The sequence below is a fragment of the Bradyrhizobium hipponense genome (genome assembly GCF_008123965.1).
Lineage (GTDB): Bacteria > Pseudomonadota > Alphaproteobacteria > Rhizobiales > Xanthobacteraceae > Bradyrhizobium > Bradyrhizobium hipponense.
Genome location: NZ_VSTH01000049.1, coordinates 1 through 21,453, shown reverse-complemented (window position 1 = coordinate 21,453; position 21,453 = coordinate 1). Strand labels below are relative to the sequence as shown.

The following is a 21,453-nucleotide window of genomic DNA, read 5'->3' as shown; positions in this document are numbered from 1 at the left end:
TTTCCTGAAGTTGCGCGGTGTTACACGATCGGAAACGGCATTGCCACCCCCGATCCGCGGGACCGTATTTGGACCCATCCCGCTCCAGCGTTAGCTAGGGGCAGCCCCTGGCGATCGCAAGGAAATCGGCCGCTTTCAAGCTGGCGCCGCCGACCAGCGCACCGTTGACGTTTTTCACCGCCATCAGCTCGGCCGCGTTCGAGGGCTTGACCGAGCCGCCGTACAGGATGCGCATCCTGGCCCCGTCTGCCTCGAAGCTGGCGGTCAAGAATTCCCGGATAAAGCCATGAATCTGCTCGACATCCTTGGCGGTGGGGGTCAGGCCGGTGCCGATCGCCCAAACCGGCTCATAGGCCACGACCAGATTGGCGGCGGTCGAGCCGTCCGGCAGTGAGCCGTCGAGTTGGCCGCGCAGGATGTCCAGGGTCTGACCGGCATCGCGCTGGGTCTGGGTCTCCCCGATGCAGACGATTGCGGTCGCCCCCGCCCGCCTGGCCGCCTCGGCCTTCTGCTTCACCAGGGCATCGCCCTCACCATGGTCGGCGCGGCGTTCGGAATGGCCGACAATGATGGCACTCGCGCCCGCGTCCACCAGCATTTCGGCTGCGATATCGCCGGTGTGAGCCCCCGAAGCCTTGGGGTGGCAATCCTGAGCCCCGACCACGACCGCCTTGCCGCGGGCCCTGTCGGCGAAGGCCGCGATCAGGGTTACCGGCGGGCAGACCAGCAGATCGGCTCTGCCGGCCACACCTGCCGCACCATTGAGCATGGCGTCGAATTCGGCAGTCGAGGCCTTCAGGCCATTCATTTTCCAGTTGCCGGCGATCAGAGGTCGGATGGCATCGGTCATGTCGAATTCCAGCGAAATTGGGTTTGTGCATGCGCTAGCAGAGCTGCCGTGGCAGTTCCAGAGACCAGGGGCTTTTAACCGCAGGGCTCGAGAGCCGCCTGACCTGAGGTTGCGGGGGGAAAGCCGCCACTTTATGATGATCTATCAATTTGGTGACGCGCTTTTGCGGAATCTGCATTAAGACGCGCTCCCGTTCCCCTCCTGCCAAACAAGTTGGACCAAATGCTTCGAGGAATGCGCAAGGCCTCATCAAACTGGCTCGGCAAGACCATTATGGCCGTAGTGATGGGCGTGTTGATCGTCAGTTTCGGCGTTTGGGGCATCGCCGACATCTTCAAGGGCTTCGGGCAGTCCACTGTGGCCAAGGTCGGCAGCACCGAGATTTCGCTGAACGAGTTCCGGCAGACCTATACCGACCGCCTTCAGCAGATCAGCCGCCAGTTCGGCCGGCCCCTCACTCCTGACCAGGCCCGCGCATTCGGGCTCGACCGCCAGGTGCTGCAGCAGACGATCGCGGAAGCCGCCCTCGACGAAGAGGCGCGCCGACTGAGGCTGGGCCAGTCCGACGACCAGATCCGCCAGTTCATCATGAACGACCCCAACTTCAAGGGCGTCGGCGGCAATTTCGATGCGAATCGCTTCCAGGCGGTGATCCGCAATTTCGGCTACACCGAGCAGCGCTACGTTGCCGACCAGCGCAAGGTGTCGCTGCGCCGGCAGATCACCGGCACGATCGGCGCAGGCCTCGAGCCGCCGAAGGCGATGATCGACGTGCTGACGCGCTTCCAGAACGAGCAGCGTGCGATCGAGTTCGTCAGGCTCGACGCCGCCCAGGCCGGCCAGATCGACGCGCCTTCGCCCGAAGCGCTCGCCGCCTATTTCGAGGACCACAAGGTCCAATTCCGCGCGCCCGAATTTCGCAAGATCGCCTTCGTCGTGATCTCGCCGGAGGAGATCGGCAAATGGACCGAGGTGTCCGATGACGACGCGAAAAAGCTGTTCGACCAGCGCAAGGACCGGCTCGGCACGCCGGAGAAGCGCCAAATCCACCAGATCGTATTTCCCAACGCCGCTGACGCGCAGGCCGCACGCGAGCGCCTCGCCGGCGGGCTGTCGTTCGAGGATCTCGCCAAGGAGCGTGGGCTCAGTGCGTCCGACGTCGACCTCGGGCTGGTGACCAAGTCTTCGCTCGACCCCGCTGTCGGAGATGCCGCCTTCGCACTTCCAGCGGATGAGATCAGCCAGCCGATCCAGGGCCGTCTCGGCACTGCAATCGTCAAGGTCGACAAGATCGAGCCGGGTGTCGAAGCCAATTACGCCAGCCTCGCCGGCGACATCAAGCGCGAGATCGCCACCGAGCGCGCGCGCATCAAGGTCGCCGACCTCCGCGACAAGATGGAGGACGAGCGCGGCGGCGGCGCCAGCGTGATCGACGCCTCGCAGAAGCTCGGGCTCACAGCCGTGACCGTGGATGCGGTCGATCGCTCCGGCCGCTCGCCGAACGGCCAGCCCGTCGCCAGCGTCCCGCAGGGCCTCGACGTGGTTTCGCAGGCCTTCAACAGCGACGTCGGCGTCGACAATGATCCGATCTCGTTCCGCGGCGGCTATGTCTGGTACGATGTGCTCGCCATCACGCCCCCGCGCGACCGCAATCTCGACGAGGTGCGCGATCAGGTCGAGGCGCGCTGGCGCCAGGATCAGATCGCCGCCAAGCTCAAGGCCAAGGCGACCGAGATGGTGCAGAAGCTCGAACCGGGCGGCAAGCTCGCTGATGAAGCGGCCGCAATCGGCGTCAAGATCGAGACCGCGACCGGCTTCAAGCGCGACGACTCGCCCGCCGGCGTGCCCTCAGCCGTCGTTGCGGCCGCCTTCCGCACCGCCAAGGGCGGCGTCGGACAGACGCCCGTGAGCGGCGGCAGCGAGGTGATCGTCTTCCGCGTCACCGACATCATCGATCCCGCGGCCGACGCCGCCTCCGACGCCGTCAAGAAGCTGAAGGACAGCCTCGATCGCGCGCTGACCGAGGAGCAGGTCGCTTCCTACGTCAACAAGCTTGAAACCGACATCGGGACCACCATTAATCAGGCCGCCTTCGCGCAGGTGACGGGCGCGAACCAGTAAAGCAGTTGAAAGCACGCGATGGACGACCTGAAATCGATCATTGGAAAAGTGGCGACCGGCGCCAGCCTGTCGCGTGACGAGGCGGCTTCCGCTTTCGATGCCATGATGTCCGGCGAGGCCACGCCCTCGCAAATGGGCGGGCTGCTGATGGCGCTGCGCGTGCGCGGCGAGACCGTGGACGAGATCACTGGCGCGGTCTCCGCGATGCGCTCCAAGATGCTGACCGTGACGGCACCGCCTGAGGCCGTCGACATCGTCGGCACCGGCGGCGACGGCTCCGGCTCTGTCAACGTCTCGACCTGCGCCTCTTTCATCGTCGCGGGGGCCGGCTTGCCGGTCGCCAAGCACGGCAACCGCGCACTGTCGTCGCGCTCTGGCGCGGCCGACGTACTGGCCTCGCTCGGTGTGAAGATTGACCTGAGACCCGAGCAGGTCGGGCTGTGCGTGCGCGAATGCGGCATCGGCTTCATGTTCGCCCCTGCGCATCATCCTGCCATGAAGAACGTCGGCCCGACCCGGGTCGAGCTTGCCACCCGCACAATCTTCAATCTGCTCGGACCGCTTTCCAACCCTGCCGGCGTCAAGCGGCAGATGGTCGGCGTGTTTTCGCGGCAATGGGTGCAACCGCTGGCGCAGGTGCTGAAGAACCTCGGCTCGGAATCCGCCTGGGTCGTGCATGGCTCCGACGGCCTCGACGAGATCACCCTCACCGGCCCGACCTTCGTCTCTGCGCTCCACAATGGCGAGGTCAGGAATTTCGAGGTGACGCCGGAGGATGCTGGCTTGTCGCGCTGCGATGCGGGGGCGCTCAAGGGCGGCGACGCCGATGCCAATGCGATCGCGTTGCAAAGCGTGCTCGACGGCATGCCGAGCCCCTACCGCGACGTCGCGCTGATCAACGCCGCCGCCGCGCTGGTCGTGGCCGGACGTGCCACGGACCTCAAGGAAGGCGTTGCGATTGGCGCCAAGTCGCTCGACAGCGGCGCCGCGAGCGCGCGGCTGAAGCATCTGATCGCGGTCTCCAACGGCTGAGTTTCACATGTCGGATATCCTGACCAGGATCGAAGCGTACAAGCGCGAGGAGATCGCAGCCGCCAAGCGCGCGCAGCCGCTGTTGTCTGTCGAGGCGAAGGCCCAGGCGCAGGGTGCACCGCGCGGCTTCGTGCGCGCGATCAAGGCCAAGCACGCCAACGGCGATTACGCGCTCATCGCCGAGGTCAAGAAGGCCTCGCCGTCCAAGGGGCTGATCCGTGCCGATTTCGATCCACCGCTGCTCGCCAAGGCCTATGAGGCCGGCGGCGCCGCCTGTCTGTCGATACTGACCGATACGCCTTCGTTCCAGGGCCATCTGGATTTCATGGTGGCGGCGCGCGCGGCGACATCACTGCCGGTGCTGCGCAAGGATTTCATGTTCGACACCTACCAAGTGGTCGAGGCGCGCGCGCATGGCGCCGATTGCATCCTCATTATTATGGCCGCGCTCGACGATGCCACAGCCAAGGATCTCGAAGACGCCGCCCTCGCCTACGGCATGGACGTGCTGATCGAGATCCACGACCGCGCCGAGCTCGACCGCGCGCTGAAGCTGCGTTCGCCGATGATCGGCGTCAACAACCGCAACCTGCGCACCTTCGAGACCACGCTTGCGACCAGCGAGGTACTGGCGCCGCTGATCCCGCAAGAGCGGCTGATGGTCGGCGAGAGCGGCATCTTCACGCCGGCAGACCTCACCCGGCTCGAACGCGTAGGCATGTCGACTTTCCTGGTCGGCGAAAGCCTGATGCGGCAAGACGACGTGACCGCGGCGACCCGCACGCTGCTCGCGCGCGAGAACGCGTCACGTGCGACAGGTACGCGCTGACATGGCGCGCAAGCCGTCCGAGACGAAGCCCGCCAGGACGAAGTCTTCCAAGACCAAGGCCAGCCCTGCCCTCACCCATATCGGCGCCTCCGGCGAGGCGCGGATGGTGGACGTGTCGGACAAGCCCGCGAGCGAACGGCTCGCGGTCGCGGAGGGGCGCGTCGTCATGAGCAAGGCGACGCTCGATCTGATCGTCTCCGGCAATGCCAAGAAGGGCGACGTGCTCGGCACCGCACGGATCGCCGGCATCATGGCGGCCAAGCGCACCTCCGAACTCATTCCGCTCTGCCATCCGCTGGCGCTGTCGAAGGTCACGGTCGACATCGAACCTGACGCAAAGTTGCCGGGCTGCCTCGTCCGTGCCAGCGTGAAGGTGACGGGTCCCACCGGCGTCGAGATGGAGGCGCTCACCGCGGTGTCGGTTGCCTGCCTCACCATCTACGACATGATCAAGGCGGTCGAGCGCGGCGTGCGCATCGAAGGCATCCATCTCGTCGAGAAGCTCGGCGGCAAGTCGGGCCACTACCGCGCCTGAGCGTGGGCCCCGATCTATCTCGCCTGGCGCTGACGTTCGCGGTAAGCGCGCGTCTTCATCCGATTGCCGCACAGCGTTGACATGCACCATCGCCGCGTCGATGGTTTCGACCGGTCGAAGAACACCCGGCGGCATTCCTCAGATGCGCACATCTTCAGCCGGTCCAACGTCCCCATAAGCGTTGCATCGTGCAGCTCGATCGCGATGGCCGACAGGCCTGCGAGCGCATCCTCGCGCGCCGCCGACAATATCGCACCCCGCCCGGCACGCGCCTCCACCCGTAACGGAAACGGCGCCAGCGCGTCATCGAGCGCGCCGAGCACATCCTCGTTCCGACGCCGCTCGGCCGGCTCGCACTGCAGATAGGCGCGTAGCGCCTCGCGCAGCCGCAGCGCGGTCTCGAACATCGGGAGTGTGACACGACCGCCCCCAGTATCGAGCCCGCGTTCCTGCATCCAGTCCGCAAGCTGCTTCGGCCCGGCGAGCTCGTCGCCCTGCGGGTGCTCCACGCCGTATTGCATGAAACGGCGAAGATCGAGCGTGTTGGCGAAGTCGTAGACGTTCGCCAGCTCATCGGGAACTTTGAATTTGCGCGACTCTTTCGACATCGGAACACCAAAGATTGGAACACCAGTAAGACATGTTTACTGGTTGACAAGGTTAGACACCAGTATATCAATTATACCGGTGTTGAGACTCTTATCGAGTGGTCATCGCAATAACAAGACGGAGATCGCGAGCCGTGGCTGATGCCCTGCACTATCTCGAACTTACAGAGCTCGCTGCACGCCTCAAAGCGCGCGCAGTTTCCGCGCTGGACGTGACGCGTGCGCAACTCGACCGTATCGGTACCCACGACCCTGAACTCGACGCCTATGTTCACGTGACGGCGGAAACGGCCATCGCCGACGCGAAGACCGCGGACGCCGAAATAGCCCATGGCCGGTATCGGGGGCCACTGCATGGCGTGCCGATTGCACTGAAGGATCTGTTCTGGACCAAGGGCATTCCGACGGCGGCCGGCACCACGCTGCATCGCGATTTTCGTCCCAGCGAGGACGCAACCGTCGTGCGACGGCTCAAGGACGCAGGCGCCGTTGTGCTCGGCAAGCTGCAGCTTACGGAAGGCGCATATTCCGATCACCATCCGTTCGTAACTCCGCCGAAGAATCCGTGGAATGCGGATTATTGGCCGGGCATTTCATCCAGCGGCCCTGCGGTCGCAACGGCCGCCGGACTTTGCTTCGGTTCGCTCGGCTCCGACACTGGCGGCTCGATCCGCTGGCCCTGCGCCGCCAACGGACTGACCGGGCTGAAGCCAAGCTGGGGCCGCGTCAGCCGCCACGGCATGTTCGAGCTGGCGGCGAGCCTCGACCATGCCGGACCGATCGGCCGCAGCGCTGCCGACGTCGCCGCCCTGCTCGGCGTCATCGCTGGACACGACCCGAACGATCCGACCTCGCTGGTCGATCCCGTGCCCGACTATTTGGCCGAGGCCAAACAGGACGTGCGGGGCTTGCGGATCGGCGTCGACGCAGCCTGGAACAGCGACGACGTGGACGTTGCGACGCAGCGTGTATTGACTGACGCCGTCGATGCTTTCCGCGCACTTGGCGCTGACATCGTCGATGTCCAATTTCCCGACGTGATGCAGGCGATCGCCGATTGGGCGCCGAATTGTGCGGTGGAAGCTGCCGTCGCGCACGAGGCGACCTATCCCGCCCGCAAGGATGAGTATGGCCCAATCCTCGCCTCGGTCATCGAGGCCGGTCGCGCGCTCTCTGCTCTCGATTATCAAAAGATCCTGCTGCGGCGGCTGGCGCTGCGCGGGCAGGTGACTGCGCTGTTCGAAACCATCGACCTGCTGCTGATCCCGGTGCACCCATTTCCGCCTGTGACGCTCGCGATGATCCGAACGCTCGGCGAGCAGCCGGACCTGATCGCGAAAATGCAGCGCTACACCTGCACGTTCGACATGACCGGTCATCCCACGATCACACTGCCGGGCGGAGCATCGGCGGACGGATTGCCGATCGCGTTCCAACTCGTCGCCGCTCATCTCGACGAGGCCATGCTCGTGCGCGCCGGCGCGGCGTTCCATCGCGTCACGTCATGGCATTGCCGCCATCCTGCCCTCCCTTGGCGGAGGTAACATTGACCATTCAATCCACATTGGCTCATCGGAGCATTTTTCGCGGCTGGTTCGTTGTCGCCGGTGCGTTCGCGGTCACGCTTGTCGGCTTCGGTTGCGCCTACACCTTCAGTGCATTCCTCAAGCCGCTGCAGCTCGAATTCGGCGCCTCGCGCGGCTCAGTCTCGCTGGTGTTCTCTCTCGCCGGCTTTCTCTATTTTGGCCTCGGCATCATCAGCGGACCGCTTGCCGACCGCTTCGGTTCGCGCGTGCTTGCTGTGATCGGCATGCTGCTCACCGGTCTTGGTCTCTTCGCGGCTGGCTTCGCGCGCAGTCTCGCCGAGGTCTATCTCGCCTACGGGCTTGGGGTCGGGGTCGGGGTCGGCTGCGCCTACGTGCCGGCGATCGGCGCGGTGCAGCGCTGGTTCGTGCGCCGGCGCGGCTTTGCCTCCGGCCTTGCGGTCAGCGGGATCGGCGTCGGCACGTTGGCGATGCCGCCGCTCGCGACACTCCTCATCGAGATGCTGGGCTGGCGCGGCGCCTATCTGGCGCTGGGGCTGCTGGCGGCGGCCATTGGCGGCGTCCTGGCGCTGCTCATCGAAAACGATCCACGCGATCGCGGTCTCGGCCCCGACGGCGATCAGGCGCTGGCGACGGGCTCGAGCCGCGCGGCCGGCGCATCTATTGCCGAGGCGGTGCGCTCGCGTAATTTCATCGCGCTCTACGTCGCCTGCTTGATCTGCGCATTCGGCGTGTTCGTGCCGTTCGTGCATCTCGTCCCTTATGCCAGCGACCACGGCGTGACACCGACAACCGCAGTGCTGCTGCTCGGCGTGATCGGCATCGGCAGCACCGCCGGCCGGTTCCTGCTCGGCGGGCTTGCCGATCGCATGGGCCGGACCTCGGCCCTGCTGCTGATGTTTGCGGGCATGGCGGTGACGCTTGCGATCTGGGCGATATCGATCAATGTATGGGCCCTCGCCGCCTTCGCCTTCGTTTACGGCGCGTTCTACGGCGGCTGGGTCGCGGTCCTCCCTGCCGTCGTCATGGACTATTTTGGTGGACGCAACGTCAGCGGGATCATTGGTATCCTCTATACCAGTGTCGCGTTCGGCACGCTGATCGGCCCCAGCGCCGCCGGCTTCGCGTACGACCTCATGCACAGCTACACGGTACCGATCCTGATCAGCGCCACCGCGAACGTCGTCGCGGCGCTGATCGTGGCGGCGGTCCTGGCGCCGGGCGGCCGGGCGACGGTTGGCGCAGCGAGACGCTGATCGATCGGAACTTGGTGCCTTGCGTGCCGGCGTGGAGCATCGCCGGCAGGTTAGGCGGTAGCGACCATTTGCGGCAGTTTCTGCACGTCTCCGTCTCGTGCATTACTCGCATTTGCGCGGGTCGATTCATGCTGAATTAACCGCTCTTCCTAACTTCGCCTCCATACCGTTCCCCTAAACCAACGGATGTTTCCGGGCTCAAGGATTGACCCTGGCGTGTGCACGACAGCGATCGAAACCAATGACGAAATTCTGCAGTCGCCTCTTCGACCAGGCCGCGCTCGTGCGCAGCGGACCAATCCGCTGGCTGGTCGTGGGCGGGATATTCCTGATCGCCGCGATCGCCGTCGGCGCGACGCTGATGGCGCAGAATTTCCGCGAGCGTGCGCTACGCAATTCGGGCCGCGAGCTCGATAACACCGTGTTGCTGCTCGCCCATCATTTCGATCAGCAATTGCAGGATTTCGCCGTCATCCAAAGGGACTTCTTCGACTACGTGCGCGCGACCGGCATTGCGAGCGCGGAGGACTATCGCAAGGGTCTCTCCGGCCAGGACGTTCACGGGATGCTGCGCTCGAAGATCGAGGCGTTGCCCTACATTGGCGGCGTCAACATCATCGATGCCGACGGCAATTTGATCAATTCGTCGACGGCATGGCCGGCACCCAAGGTCAACGTTGCCGATCGCGCTTATTTCCGTACCTTCCGATACGATCCCCATTCACCCGATGTCCTGATCGAGCCGCTGTACAGCCGCATCTCCGGCGCCTGGACCATCCTCATCGTCCGCAAGATCGTCGGACCGAACGGCGAGTTCCTGGGCGTCGTCGGGCGCGGCATCGAGCCGGCCAATTTCGAGAAGTTCTTCGAGTCCGCCGTGCTCGCCGAAGGCGCCACGATCTCGATGTTGCATCGGGACGGCACGCTTCTCGCCCGCTATCCCCACACGGATGAATTGATGGGGCGGAACTTCAAGACCGGAGGGTTCGAGCAGCAGAGGGTCTTCGGGCTCGATCACTTCGCCGGGCGCTTCATCAGTCCAGTCGACGGCGACGACCGACTGATTTCTGCGCGGGCCCTGCCCCACTTCCCGATCCTGATGATGGCCACCACGACGCGCGCGGCCGCGCTAACCGACTGGCGCGAGCAGATCGGCATTTTGATCTCGGTCGCCGGCGCATCCGCGCTCGCCATCGCTGGCGTGCTGATCGCGATCGTGCGCAAGCTGCTCGAGCAACACCGCGCCTCCCGGAAACGGCTGACGCTGGAGAAGCAGCGCCTCGACCGCGCCGTCAACAATATGACGCAGGGCCTGCTGCTGTTCGACGCCTCGCGGCGGCTCGTCGTATGCAACCAGCGCTACGTCGAGATGTACAGCCTGTCGGCCGAAATCGTGAAGCCTGGTTGCAGCTTCCACGACATCATCGCGCATCGCAAGGCGACCGGCTCGTTCACCGGCAACGTCGACCAGTATGTCGCGCGCGTGCTGCGCGACGTCCATGTGCGCAATTCCATGGTGGTCGATACCGCCGACGGCCGCTCCATCCAGATCGCCAACGAACCGCTCGCCGACGGCGGCTGGGTGGCGACGCACGAGGACATCACCGAGCGGCGGCGCACCGAGGAGCGCATCACCCACCTCGCCCATTACGACGCGCTCACCGACCTGCCCAACCGCACCATGTTCCACGAGCATCTGCGCGGGGCGCTGGCGGGCACCGTCCACGGCGAGGAGCTCGCGGTGCACTACATCGACATCGACGAATTCAAGGGCGTCAATGACGCCTTGGGGCATCTCGTCGGCGACGAGCTCCTGAAGTCAATTGCGTCGAGCCTCAACCGCTGTGCCGGCCCGACGGATTTCGTGGCGCGGCTCGGCGGCGACGAGTTCGCCATCGTGCAGAGCCCGGTGACGTCTGCCGATCAGGTCACCGACCTGGTCGCGCGGGTCTTCGAAGCCATCCGCACCCCGTTCGACTGCATGGGCCATCATCTCACCACCGACGCCAGCATCGGCATCGCGCTGGCGCCGCGACACGGGCCAGCGCTGGACCAGATCCTGAAGAACGCTGACATGGCGATGTATGCCGCCAAGGCCGCCGGACGGCGCACCTATCGCTTCTTCGAACCGGAGATGGACGCCAAGGTCCGCGAGCGGCGGCAGCTTGAGACCGACCTGCGCTACGCCATCGCCCATGGCGGCCTCGAAGTCTACTATCAGCCCTGCCTCAGCCTGAAGGACGATCGCATCACCGGCTGCGAGGCACTGGTACGCTGGCGCCATCCCGAGCGCGGCACGGTTTCGCCGGCCGAGTTCATCCCGATCGCGGAAGACACGGGCCTGATCAACGAGATCGGCGAATGGGTACTGGCCACCGCCTGCCGGGACGCCGCGAACTGGCCCGACGACATCCGCCTCGCCGTCAACATCTCGCCGGTGCAGTTCAAGAGCGGCACGCTGGCGCTGAAGATCGTGGCGGCGCTCGCCGCCTCCAATTTTCCGGCAAGCCGGCTCGAGCTCGAGATCACCGAGGCGGTCCTGATCCGCGACGACGATACCGCGCTGGCGATCCTGCATCAGCTCCGCGCGATCGGCGTGCGCATCGCGCTCGACGATTTCGGTACCGGCTACTCGTCGCTGAGCTATCTGCACCGCTTCCCGTTCGACAAGATCAAGATCGACCGCTGCTTCGTCAACGACATCGCCGGCCCCGACGGCTCCGCCAGCATCGTGCAGGCAGTGGTCAACCTCGCCAGCGCCCGCCGCATGACCACCACGGCCGAAGGCGTCGAGACCGAGGAGCAGCAGCGCCTGTTGCGCGCGCTCGGCTGCTCGGAGATGCAGGGCTATCTGTTCAGCGCGGCCAAGCCAGCCGACAAGGTGCTGGAGCTGTTCGCGACCCATCGCAGCCAACTTGCCCAGCGCGGCGACACCGAGCTCCGCCGCGAGGCAGGCTAGGTTCTTCGGCCGAGCCTTGCGCCCGAGGGTGGCCTTCCACGGGCGACGTTTCCGGGGTCGTCAGTTCGGCAGTGCCTTCGGCGCCGGCTTTGCGGCCGCGGCATTCACGGTGACGCCGTGCAGGAAGTCGTAGGCTGCATGCAGGGCCTTGTCGTCCTTTTCTTCCGGCGGGACGTAGGACTGCGAGCCTGTCTGCTCGCTGCCGTCGGCAGCCGAAAGATGACCGCGCATCGAGGCTTCGCCCATGGTGTCGACGCGGCCCTTGAGTTCGGCCGGCACGTCCTGGAGGATCTCGATGTCGGGCGCGATGCCCTGGGCCTGGATCGAGCGGCCCGATGGCGTGTAGTATCGCGCCGTGGTCAGCGCCAGCGCGCCACTGCCCGCACCGAGCGGAATGATGGTCTGCACCGAGCCCTTGCCGAACGAACGCGTGCCGATCAGCGTCGCACGCTTGTGGTCGTGCAGCGCGCCGGCCACGATTTCGGAGGCCGAGGCCGAACCGCCGTTGACCAGCACGATCAGCGGCTTGCCCTTGATGAGATCGCCGCCATGCGCGGTGAAGCGCTGGGTCTCTTCCGGATTGCGGCCGCGCGTCGACACGACCTCGCCACGCTGCAGGAACGCACTCGACACCGACACCGCCTGGTCGAGCAGACCGCCCGGATTGTTCCGCAGATCCATCACGTAGCCCGCGAGCTTCTCCGGCGGGACCTCCTTGGAGATCGCCGCGATCGCCTTCTTCAGACCGTCGGTGGTCTGCTCGTTGAACGAGGTGACGCGGATATAGCCGATGTCGCCGTTCTCGACGTGAAAGCGCACCGGGCGCACGTGGATGATCTCGCGCGTGATGGCGATGTCGAGCGGGGCATCGGCGCCCTTGCGCACGATGGTGAGCTTGGTCTTGGTATCGACCGGCCCCTTCATCTTGTTGACGGCCTGTTCGAGCGTCATGCCCTGTACGGCGTCACCGTCGATCTTGCTGATCAAGTCGCCCGACAGGATGCCGGCCTTGGACGCCGGCGTGTCGTCGATCGGCGAAACGACCTTGACCAGGCCCTCCTCCATGGTGACTTCGATGCCGAGCCCGCCGAATTCGCCGGAGGTGGTCTCCTGCATCTCGGTCCAGGCCTTGTCGTTCATGTAGCGCGAATGCGGATCGAGCGAGGTCACCATGCCCGTAATCGCGCCTTCGATCAGCTTGGAATTGTCGGGTTTCTCGACATAGGTCGCTTTCACGCGCTCGAACACTTCACCGAACAAATTGAGCTGTGAATAGGCGTCGTTCGCGCTCACCGCCGCCCGTGCCGCCCAGAGCCCGCCATGCGGACCGGATACGAGGAGGGTCAGACACGCTCCGGTGAGCGCGCCCAGTGGGAACAGCAGGTTTTTCCGCATGGGTGGGCTGGCCTTTTTGCTTAGCGGTTCTCTTGGAGCTTGGGAGCCAAATGGCGATCCAGCCCGTTTCTCACAATACCATTCCGGTTTCTTCAAGGCCGGGCGGCCCGCCCGGCGGGTACGCCGCAAAAATCCCTTCGCCCCGACCTAAACTTTTGGCAACGTTCGAGGACCGCCTCGCGCACGCCGTAATTGGCTGGCCGGCCCACGCCTCGCAGCCATGCGATTTTAGGATAGTTTTGGAGCGCCGGACGGGATAGGCGATGGCATAAGGCTTCAAATTCTCGGGAGGACAACAATGAACGAAGCGCTCCGGCCGCAACGGAACGTCGAACTCGGCTCCAGCAACGAGCCGTTCCAGAACCTGCACGAACTCATTCGGAAGGCGCGCTCCAACCTCAACCAGAACGCCTGGGACTATATCGTCGGGGCCGCCGAGACCGAAACCACGATGCGCCGCAACCGCATGGCGCTGGACGAGATCGCCTTCCGGCCGCGCGTGCTGCGCGACGTCCGCAAGGTCGACGGCTCCGTCGAGCAGTTCGGCCGCAAGCTGCGCCTTCCGGTGGTGCTGGCCCCTGTCGGCGCGCTCGAAATCTTCGATCCCCAAGGCGCTGCCAGCGTGGCGCGCGGCGCCGGCGCCTTCGGGGCAGCGCACATGCTGAGTTCGGTCTCCGAGCCCGGCCTCGAGAACACCGCCGAAGCCGCGCCCGATGCGCTGCGCTTGTTCCAGCTCTATGTCCGCGGCGACGACGACTTCGTCGCGGATGTCGTCAGCCGCGCCGTGAAGCACAGCTACGCCGGCTTCTGCCTGACCGTCGACACCGCCCATTACAGCCGTCGTGAACGCGACATCGCCAAGCGTTACGTTCGCGAGAGCCGGCTGCGTGCCACCGGCGGCGACTTCCAGAAGGGGCTGGAGTGGCGGACCGTGAAGATGATCAAGGACAAGTTCAAGATTCCGCTGATCCTCAAGGGCATCGCGACCGCCGAGGACGCGCAGATCGCGGTCGATCATGGCGGCGAGTGGATTTATGTCTCCAACCATGGCGGCCGCCAGCTCGATCACGGCCGCGGCGCCATGCATGTGCTGCCCGAGATCGTCGAGGCCGTGAAGGGCCGCGCCAGGATCATGGTCGACGGCGGCTTCTGTCGTGGCACCGACATTGTCAAGGCGGTCGCGGCGGGCGCCGACCTCGTCGGCATCGGCCGGCTGCAATGCTGGGCACTTGCCGCAGCCGGTGAAGCCGGCGTGACGCGGATGCTGGAGCTGCTGGAGGATGAGGTGCTACGCTGCCTCGGCCTGTTGGGGGCCACCTCGTTCGCCGAGATCAACAAGTCCTGCCTGCACCCGGCGGCCGCCACCAATGCACCGAGCGTGTTCAGCGCGTTCCCGCTGTTCGACGTCGAGCCGTATCGCTACTGACCTGAAAGGATGCAATGACCCCACTCTCTCCCGGCAGCGCGGATGCGCTTCTGTTCGATCTCGGGCGCGTCGTGCTCGACATCGATTTCTCCAAGGCGATCGCCTGCTGGGCTGGACATGCCGGCTGCCAGCCGGAGACCATCGTCGCGCGCTATGTGCGTGACGAGGCCTACCGGTTGCACGAGGTCGGCAGGATCAGCGATGCGGAGTATTTCGCCTCGCTGCGCGCTTCGCTCGGAATCGGCATTTCGGACGCACAGTTCCTAGAGGGCTGGAACGCGATCTTCGCAGGAGAGATGCCCGATATCGCGGAGCTGTTGCCGCGCGCGGCCAGGCAGATGCCGCTCTACGCCTTCTCCAACACCAACCGTCCGCATGTCGACTATTTCTCGAAGGAATATGCCGATCTGCTCGGCCATTTCCGCGAGGTCTACCTGTCGTCCAGCATCGGCCTGCGCAAACCGGATGCCGAAGCCTTCGACCATGTCGTGGCTGCGATCGGCGTGCCGGCAAAGCGCATCGTGTTCTTCGATGATCTCGCCGAAAACGTCGAGGGAGCGCGGGCATGCGGATTGACCGCGGTCCACGTCATGTCGCCCGGCGACGTCGGAGAGGCGCTCAGGGCCTTGGGGATCTGATCGGGAACCCGGTTCCCCGGAACCAAATTGCCCGAAACGAGGAACCAAATCATTTTGCGCAATTTTATACAGAGTTCCGGGAACGGAAGCCTCGGTTCCGGACTCTTCACTCCGTCAGTACTTCTACGGACGGACGCATCATCGTGTTGGGCAAGACCTACCTTACCAAGCAGGCCTCTCTCCTTCTTGAATTCGCCAGAACCACCTCGGACTCGGAGCTCTCGGCCAAGCTGATCAGTAAGGCCGCCGATCTGAAGTCTCAGGCGGATCCGCTGCCCGACAAGGATCAGGGTCTCCAAGCTCCTGACGTCCATTCCAACGGGCCTACAGCGAGTTGATCGATGCTGGCCGTGGCTCTGGTCGTTCTCGTCCTTGCCATGGCCACGCTGGTCCCCGTCGTTCTCGTCATCTGGATCATGCCGCACCGGACCTGACGCCTACTCTTACCGAGCAAAGTCAGGCAGGATGATTCATCCTGCCTCGCCGTCGTTTTGCCTCTGCGCTCGTGCTCGGCTAGAACTTCGCCGTTCTTCGTCCGACCGTGCCCTGCAGGAGTTTTCCCCGTGGCCTTGATGCCGGTTTCTGACGCGCTCGCAGCGGTGCTGGCGGGGACAGAGCCTCTGGCCGAAGAGGTGATCCCTCTCGCCGATGCCTTCCATCGCGTGCTCGCGCGCGACGTCGCGGCGCGGCGTACGCAGCCGCCGCAGGCGATGTCGGCGATGGACGGATACGCCGTGCGGGCAGCCGATGCGGCAAAGATCGAGGCAGAACTCCACCTGATCGGCGAGGTCGCCGCGGGGCGCCCGTTTGCGGGAACTATCGGGGCGGGCGAAGCGGTGCGAATCTTCACCGGCGGCGTCGTTCCCGATGGCGCTGATGCCGTCGTGATCCAGGAGGATACGGTCGCGGACGGCAAGCGCATCACGATCAAGGAATCCGCAATCGTGGGGCGCCACATCCGCCCCGCCGGCGTCGATTTTCGCGAGGGCGACGTGCTTCTGCGGACGGGCACCCGCCTCACCGAACGAGATCTGGCGCTCGCCGCCGGCATGAATCACCCCTCCCTTCCGGTCCGCCGCCGTCCGAAGATTGCGATTCTCGCGACCGGCGACGAGCTGGTGATGCCGGGAACCGCACCCGGCCCCGGACAGATCGTCTATTCCAACGGCTTCGCCCTGCACGCGCTGGCGCGCAGCGAAGGCGCTGAAACCATCGACCTTGGAATTGCCGCGGATACCCTGGACGCCACCACCTGCGGCATCCGCCGCGCCCGCGACAGCGGCGCAGACATCCTGATCACGACCGGCGGCGCATCTGTCGGCGACCACGACCTGGTCAAGCCGGCGCTGGAGGCCGAGGGCATCTCCATGGCTTTCTGGAAGATCGCGATGCGGCCGGGCAAGCCGATGATGCACGGACGGCTCGGCGCGATGCGCGTGATCGGCCTGCCCGGCAATCCCGTGTCATCCTACGTTTGCGCGTTCCTGTTCCTGGTTCCGCTGATTCGCGCGCTATCTGGCGGCTCAGTGATTCATCACCGCCGCGAGCGCGCCGTGCTCGGCCGCAATGTCGGTTCCAACGATGCGCGCGAGGATTATCTTCGCGCGCGTCTGGAGGTGCGGGAGGACGGCGCGCTCGTCGCCCTTCCCGTCAACCATCAGGATTCTTCGCTGCTTGCGAATCTGGCTGCGGCGCAGGCACTTCTCGTGCGCGCGCCGTTCGCGCCGAAGGCAGAGGCGGGCACGCCTTGCGAGGTGCTGCGGCTGCCGGCTTGAACGCGCCGACCGCACGCGTTTCCATAACTTTGTCGCGTTCACGGTAAATTAAGCAGTTGCGGAACACATATCGAACATATAGTGTCCGTTCATGATTTGTTTCGAGCATCTAGCGGCTCGCCGCTGAATTCGCCGTCTCGGAATCGAACGACATCAACCGGGGGATTTGGTCGAGATGTTAACGCGCAAACAATACGAGCTTCTGCGGTTCATCAGCGAACGTTTGAAGGAAAGCGGCGTGCCGCCCTCTTTCGACGAGATGAAGGACGCGCTCGATCTGCGCTCGAAGTCAGGTATCCATCGCCTGATCACCGCGCTCGAGGAGCGCGGGTTCATCCGGCGTCTGCCCAACCGCGCCCGTGCCATCGAGGTGATCAAGCTGCCCGAGCTCCAGGCCGCCGCCGGCACCCGCCGCGGTTTCACGCCGAGCGTCATCGAAGGCAATCTCGGCAAGGTGCGCGCGAGCTCCAGCGCGTCTGCGGACGACGGTGAGCGCCCCGTTGCCGTGCCGGTGATGGGCCGCATCGCGGCCGGTACGCCGATCGAGGCGTTGCAGACCCGCAGCCACACCATCAACGTACCGCCTGACATGCTCGGTCCGGGCGAACATTACGCGCTCGAAGTGCGCGGCGATTCGATGGTCGAGGCTGGCATCCTCGACGGCGACATGGCGCTGATCCAGCGCAACGAGGCTGCCGATACCGGCGACATCGTCGTGGCGCTGATCGACGAGGAGGAAGCAACGCTGAAGCGCTTCCGCCGCCGTGGCGCCTCGATCGCGCTCGAGCCCGCCAACGCGGCCTATGAGGTGCGCATCCTGCCGCCGAACCGGGTTAAGATTCAGGGCAAGCTGATCGGGCTGTACCGGAAATACTGAGCGTACCCGACGCTCACGCGCTACCCATTGGAGCGGACGGATTGTCCGCTCCGGCTGGATGGTCTTCTGGTTCTGCACAGATGATCCGGCCACCCCTGCAGCGCTACATCCTCGGCACGCCGCACGAAGCACTCATCGCTTCGCGGCCTTGTGAGACCGAGGAGATAACCATGCGCAAGATCAGTCCAAGATCATTCTGAGTATGCTCACGACCGCGTTGATGGCGGGCGCTACGTCATAAGCCTTCGCCGCGCATCCGCGTCATCATGCCCGCAAGTAGACCGCGGTCAGCGCGCAATTCCGCAATGCCCGCAACGCGGTCCAACAAACGTCGCAGCCGAATTGGCCGTATTCCGGCTGGTCTGCACCGGCGGGCCGCTGACGTGCGAGTGCGCGCAAAATTCACGGACACAGGCTTTGTTCCTACTGAACCGGGAAAGATAATGTGATCGCAGCCTGCGTCGGCGAGCCGCAGATTTGCCTACAACCGAGCAGATGCTTATGTACTTTCTACTCTGATAGAGGCCTGCGCCTCAGAAGAGGCGCGGGTTGCTATCTTCGAATGAGGAGCACCCGATGTGTGACTACAGCCTGCATGCCGTCGCGACGCGCCCGGCCGAAGTCGGCGAGACGATCGTCACGACAACCTTCCGCGGCACCTCGACGCGCGGCTTCGCCTCCGAAGCCGATCTCTCCGTCGCGGTCTGCCTGCTGCCGGGAACGGAGCTCGCCTTCGCCGACAACGTCCGCTACGACAATCGCTGGATCTGGACGCGCACCGTCAACTCGCGCGTCGGAAAGTTCGGCAAGATCGACTCGCACATTCCCGATCGCCACCACGACGCGATCGAATTTCCCGACGGCAAATACGTGTTGGTCACGCAACTCGTCGAAGGCCAGCGCGCAACCGTGCTGCAACTGCCGGTGAGCCAGCCGGTCGGCGAACGCGAGCACAAGCCGCAGATCATCGCTGACAGGCAGCCGACCGTCACCCGTTTGCCGATCGGCTGACACTGCCATCCCCGGCCGCAAGGTCGAGGCCAGGATTGAAATTGCCATCGCCGGCCGAGGCCGGCGAAAGGGAGTGTTTTGCGGCCCTCGAATTCAGATGGGCGGCCTCTGCCGCCCGTACACGTCGCACGAAGTTTGGGCCGCCCTGCCTGAATTTTGAACGCCCGCTCCGCGGCCAAATGGCCGATGCTGATGCAGCTTGAGGCGGCGGGCACGCTCGATGAAGACCTTCATTCGCGTCGTTGAACTCTGGGTGCCTGACCAGACGCGCATGCGGCTGGAATTCGGCGGCGGCCTCTACAGCGAAGGCCTGTGCGCGTTCAGGGCCGTAAGCGAAAACTTGCGCTTCGGATATGACGAGGGCCTACCAGGCAAGGCCTGGTCCAGCGGCCACCCCGTGATCCTCACCAAATTCGCCAACTCCTATTTCAAGCGGACCGATCAGGCCATCGCGGCGGGGCTGACCTGCGGCGTGGCGGTGCCGGTGTTTGCCGGCGAATTTTTGCAAGCCGTCATGGTGCTGTTCTGCGGCGACGACGAGGCGCATGTCGGCGCGATCGAGCTCTGGCACAACGATCCGGACGTCTCCCACGAGATGGGGCTCGTCGACGGCTATTATGGCGCCGCGGACATGTTCGAGTTCAACTCGCGCCACACCAAATTTCCACGCGGCTTCGGCCTGCCCGGACGCACCTGGAAAGCGGGCGCACCGCTGATCATCAAGGACCTGCACGATGCCAAAAGCTTCCTGCGCTGGGAGGACGCCGCCAAGGTCGGGATCAACCTGGGCGTCGGCGTGCCCTACCGGACCGGCGCCGACCACACCTGGGTCCTGACATTCCTTTCCGCACAGGCCACGCCGATTGCGCGGCGCTTCGAGATCTGGGTGCCGGACGCGGCCCGTTCGGCGCTGGTCTTTCGGGCCGGCGATTGCAGTGCGCAGACCGACCTTGCCGCGCTCTATGCGACGAAATCCATCGTCAGAGGCGAAGGCAGCATCGGCGGAGCCTGGGCAACCGGCATGCCCGCGCTCAACGACGATCTCTCGCATGACACCTCGATCGCGGCTTCGGAAGCTCGCATATCGGGGCTGAGCCGGATGGTGGCGCTGCCGGTCATCGGCAATGCTGGACTCGAAGCCCTGTTGGCCTGGTATCTTTAGCCGTTCCGCTCAATCCTCGGCCTGCAGGTCGGCCTCCGATGGTGTTGCGTCCTTGCTGCGGGGCGCAGCCGTCTTCGGCGCAAGGCTCGTGTCAAAATCACCCTCGCCTGCGACGGCCGGCGACCATGGGCGGCTCGTGCCTCGCGCCCTCACCGCTTGAATCGCAAAGCCGTCGCCGCGCTGCGTCAGCGCCAGCGCGCCCTGTGCGGTGAGGCGTTGCCGATCGACCACCATCGCCGCGCAATCCGGCGGCACAGGCCGAGCGGCGACCACCAGCGCGGCGCGGCTGCAATCATCAGCCAGCGCGTCGACGCGCAGCGCTAGCGCAACCAGGCGCCCGTCGGCGAGCGGCGTCACGCAGCCCAACTCGTCGCACGACACGCCATCGCTGAGTGCGGCGTTGCCGGCGTTGCGAGAATCGGCGTCGGCCGCGAGCCATTCCTTGAGCAGAAAGGCGTCCTTGCTCGTCTTGATCAGATGCATCTGCCCGTCCCTGCCCCGCACCGCAATGCTCTGGCCGTCACCGGCAATCAGGACATCGGGCTGCCGGGCAGAGAGTCCCCAGGCGATCGAAGCCAGCAGCACCAGCGCGCCGGACCAGCGCAGGGGCGTACGCAACAGGCCCATCAGGATGATCCCGAGGCTTGCCGCGACCAGCGGCGCGATGCCGAAAGCCGGGATGCGGCCGACCGCGCCCGGCAGCGACGCCACCCAGCGAGAGACCGCGACCATCCAGTCGATGCCGATTCCCATCAGCCACCAGAACACGCCGTCGAGCCCGAACGGCGCCGCCAGCAAGCCCAACAGCCCCGCGGGCATCACCAGCGCCGACACGACCGGCATTGCGCCGAGATTGGCGAGCACGCCGAACGGCGTGACGCGGTGGAAGTGGAAGGCGGCATAGGGCGTGGTCGCAAGCCCCGCAATCAGCGAGGCCAGGAACAGCATCGCGATCTCGCGGCCGCCCCACATTGCGATCCGCGCGGTCGCGGAATGATCGGGCGAAGCGAACAGGTTCGGCATCCCGACCTGCACCAGCGCCACCAGCCCGAGCGTTGCCGCAAACGACATCTGGAAACTGGGGTGAACAAGTGCCTCTGGCGCCACCGCGAGCACGATCAGGGCGGCCACCGCGAGCGTGCGGAAGGTAATGGCGCGGCGGTCGACCATCACCGCGATCAGCACCACCGCCGTCATGAAGAACGATCGTTGGGTGGCAACCTCCGCACCCGACAGCAGCAGATAAAACGCGGCCGCGACCAGCGCCGCGGCTGCAGACCATTTCTTGATGGCGAAGCCGACAGCCAGTCCCGGGATCAAGGCCAGCAGCGCGCGCACTGCGAAGAAGACGACGCCGGCGACGACCGCCATGTGATAGCCGGAGATCGGTCAAGAAAAGATTTTATGACGTAAGTAGTCGTCCGTGAAGAACGCT

16 protein-coding genes and 1 pseudogene are annotated in these 21,453 nt (G+C 65.1%); 13 read left to right on the top strand and 4 right to left on the bottom strand.

Translation table 11 applies throughout. The annotated features are described in order from the left end of the window. Window positions 1–94: 94 nt before the first annotated feature. On the bottom strand, window positions 95–850 hold the full coding sequence (tpiA, locus tag FXV83_RS14920) for a triose-phosphate isomerase (protein ID WP_148740158.1): 756 nt from the start codon (window positions 848–850) through the stop codon (window positions 95–97). 222 nt (window positions 851–1,072) lie between these two features. Between tpiA and FXV83_RS14915 the strand changes: the two genes are divergently transcribed. The 4 genes from FXV83_RS14915 to moaC are packed head-to-tail and all read left to right on the top strand — an operon-like array spanning window position 1,073 to window position 5,367. Beyond that, window positions 1,073–2,971, top strand: coding sequence for a peptidylprolyl isomerase (locus FXV83_RS14915; RefSeq protein ID WP_148740156.1), 1,899 nt, complete (start codon window positions 1,073–1,075; stop codon window positions 2,969–2,971). A gap of 18 nt (window positions 2,972–2,989) precedes the next feature. Next, a complete protein-coding gene (trpD, locus tag FXV83_RS14910; protein WP_148740154.1) occupies window positions 2,990–4,003 on the top strand; it encodes an anthranilate phosphoribosyltransferase in 1,014 nt (337 codons plus the stop codon). A gap of 7 nt (window positions 4,004–4,010) precedes the next feature. After that, the gene (gene trpC, locus FXV83_RS14905) at window positions 4,011–4,832 is read left to right on the top strand and encodes an indole-3-glycerol phosphate synthase TrpC (protein ID WP_148740152.1); all 822 of its coding nucleotides are present in this window, start codon (window positions 4,011–4,013) and stop codon (window positions 4,830–4,832) included. 1 nt (window position 4,833) lies between these two features. Next, the gene (gene moaC, locus FXV83_RS14900; RefSeq protein ID WP_148740225.1) at window positions 4,834–5,367 is read left to right on the top strand and encodes a cyclic pyranopterin monophosphate synthase MoaC; all 534 of its coding nucleotides are present in this window, start codon (window positions 4,834–4,836) and stop codon (window positions 5,365–5,367) included. 14 nt (window positions 5,368–5,381) lie between these two features. Here moaC and FXV83_RS14895 read toward each other — a convergent pair whose 3' ends face one another. Then, entirely contained in the window at window positions 5,382–5,975 is a 594-nt protein-coding gene (locus tag FXV83_RS14895; protein WP_148740150.1) for a CGNR zinc finger domain-containing protein, read from the bottom strand. 134 nt (window positions 5,976–6,109) lie between these two features. Here FXV83_RS14895 and FXV83_RS14890 point away from each other — a divergent pair, with 134 nt between their 5' ends. From FXV83_RS14890 to FXV83_RS14880, 3 genes are all read left to right on the top strand, one after another. Then, window positions 6,110–7,519, top strand: coding sequence for an amidase (locus FXV83_RS14890; RefSeq protein WP_148740148.1), 1,410 nt, complete (start codon window positions 6,110–6,112; stop codon window positions 7,517–7,519). Window positions 7,520–7,521: 2 nt separating this feature from the next. Then, complete coding sequence (locus tag FXV83_RS14885; RefSeq protein ID WP_235939581.1) at window positions 7,522–8,775, top strand: MFS transporter; 1,254 nt, start codon at window positions 7,522–7,524, stop codon at window positions 8,773–8,775. 241 nt (window positions 8,776–9,016) lie between these two features. Continuing rightward, entirely contained in the window at window positions 9,017–11,734 is a 2,718-nt protein-coding gene (locus FXV83_RS14880) for a bifunctional diguanylate cyclase/phosphodiesterase (RefSeq protein ID WP_148740144.1), read from the top strand. Between the two features lie 60 nt (window positions 11,735–11,794). Here the strand turns inward: FXV83_RS14880 and FXV83_RS14875 are convergent, their stop codons facing one another. Further along, the gene (locus FXV83_RS14875) at window positions 11,795–13,129 is read right to left on the bottom strand and encodes a S41 family peptidase (protein WP_148740143.1); all 1,335 of its coding nucleotides are present in this window, start codon (window positions 13,127–13,129) and stop codon (window positions 11,795–11,797) included. 298 nt (window positions 13,130–13,427) lie between these two features. Between FXV83_RS14875 and FXV83_RS14870 the strand changes: the two genes are divergently transcribed. The 6 genes from FXV83_RS14870 (at window position 13,428) to FXV83_RS14835 (ending at window position 20,018) form a co-directional block, all read left to right on the top strand. Continuing rightward, window positions 13,428–14,555 (top strand): alpha-hydroxy acid oxidase, encoded by a 1,128-nt coding sequence (locus tag FXV83_RS14870; RefSeq protein WP_148740141.1) that lies wholly within the window; start codon window positions 13,428–13,430, stop codon window positions 14,553–14,555. Window positions 14,556–14,569: 14 nt separating this feature from the next. Continuing rightward, entirely contained in the window at window positions 14,570–15,193 is a 624-nt protein-coding gene (locus FXV83_RS14865; protein ID WP_148740139.1) for an HAD family hydrolase, read from the top strand. Window positions 15,194–15,756: 563 nt separating this feature from the next. Further along, a complete protein-coding gene (locus FXV83_RS14855) occupies window positions 15,757–16,968 on the top strand; it encodes a molybdopterin molybdotransferase MoeA (protein WP_148740135.1) in 1,212 nt (403 codons plus the stop codon). Between the two features lie 175 nt (window positions 16,969–17,143). After that, window positions 17,144–17,845, top strand: coding sequence for a transcriptional repressor LexA (gene lexA / locus FXV83_RS14850; protein WP_148740133.1), 702 nt, complete (start codon window positions 17,144–17,146; stop codon window positions 17,843–17,845). Window positions 17,846–18,421: 576 nt separating this feature from the next. Beyond that, on the top strand, window positions 18,422–18,856 hold the full coding sequence (locus tag FXV83_RS42680) for a hypothetical protein (protein ID WP_187435911.1): 435 nt from the start codon (window positions 18,422–18,424) through the stop codon (window positions 18,854–18,856). A 220-nt stretch (window positions 18,857–19,076) separates the two neighbouring features. Continuing rightward, entirely contained in the window at window positions 19,077–20,018 is a 942-nt protein-coding gene (locus FXV83_RS14835) for a GAF domain-containing protein (protein ID WP_148740131.1), read from the top strand. A 9-nt stretch (window positions 20,019–20,027) separates the two neighbouring features. Here FXV83_RS14835 and FXV83_RS14830 read toward each other — a convergent pair. Continuing rightward, window positions 20,028–21,404: pseudogene (locus tag FXV83_RS14830) on the bottom strand (ComEC/Rec2 family competence protein); the annotation flags it as partial. Window positions 21,405–21,453 lie beyond the last annotated feature (49 nt).

Excerpts from the sequence above, each read along its gene's own strand:
- FXV83_RS42680 (WP_187435911.1), top strand. The coding sequence starts at position 18,422 with ATGTGTGACTACAGCCTGCATGCCGTCGCGACGCGCCCGGCCGAAGTC.
- FXV83_RS14865 (WP_148740139.1), top strand. The coding sequence starts at position 14,570 with ATGACCCCACTCTCTCCCGGCAGCGCGGATGCGCTTCTGTTCGATCTC.
- trpD (WP_148740154.1), top strand. The coding sequence starts at position 2,990 with ATGGACGACCTGAAATCGATCATTGGAAAAGTGGCGACCGGCGCCAGC.
- FXV83_RS14875 (WP_148740143.1), bottom strand. The coding sequence starts at position 13,129 with ATGCGGAAAAACCTGCTGTTCCCACTGGGCGCGCTCACCGGAGCGTGT.
- moaC (WP_148740225.1), top strand. The coding sequence starts at position 4,834 with ATGGCGCGCAAGCCGTCCGAGACGAAGCCCGCCAGGACGAAGTCTTCC.
- FXV83_RS14895 (WP_148740150.1), bottom strand. The coding sequence starts at position 5,975 with ATGTCGAAAGAGTCGCGCAAATTCAAAGTTCCCGATGAGCTGGCGAAC.
- tpiA (WP_148740158.1), bottom strand. The coding sequence starts at position 850 with ATGACCGATGCCATCCGACCTCTGATCGCCGGCAACTGGAAAATGAAT.
- lexA (WP_148740133.1), top strand. The coding sequence starts at position 17,144 with ATGTTAACGCGCAAACAATACGAGCTTCTGCGGTTCATCAGCGAACGT.
- FXV83_RS14880 (WP_148740144.1), top strand. The coding sequence starts at position 9,017 with ATGACGAAATTCTGCAGTCGCCTCTTCGACCAGGCCGCGCTCGTGCGC.
- FXV83_RS14835 (WP_148740131.1), top strand. The coding sequence starts at position 19,077 with ATGAAGACCTTCATTCGCGTCGTTGAACTCTGGGTGCCTGACCAGACG.
- trpC (WP_148740152.1), top strand. The coding sequence starts at position 4,011 with ATGTCGGATATCCTGACCAGGATCGAAGCGTACAAGCGCGAGGAGATC.
- FXV83_RS14870 (WP_148740141.1), top strand. The coding sequence starts at position 13,428 with ATGAACGAAGCGCTCCGGCCGCAACGGAACGTCGAACTCGGCTCCAGC.
- FXV83_RS14915 (WP_148740156.1), top strand. The coding sequence starts at position 1,073 with ATGCTTCGAGGAATGCGCAAGGCCTCATCAAACTGGCTCGGCAAGACC.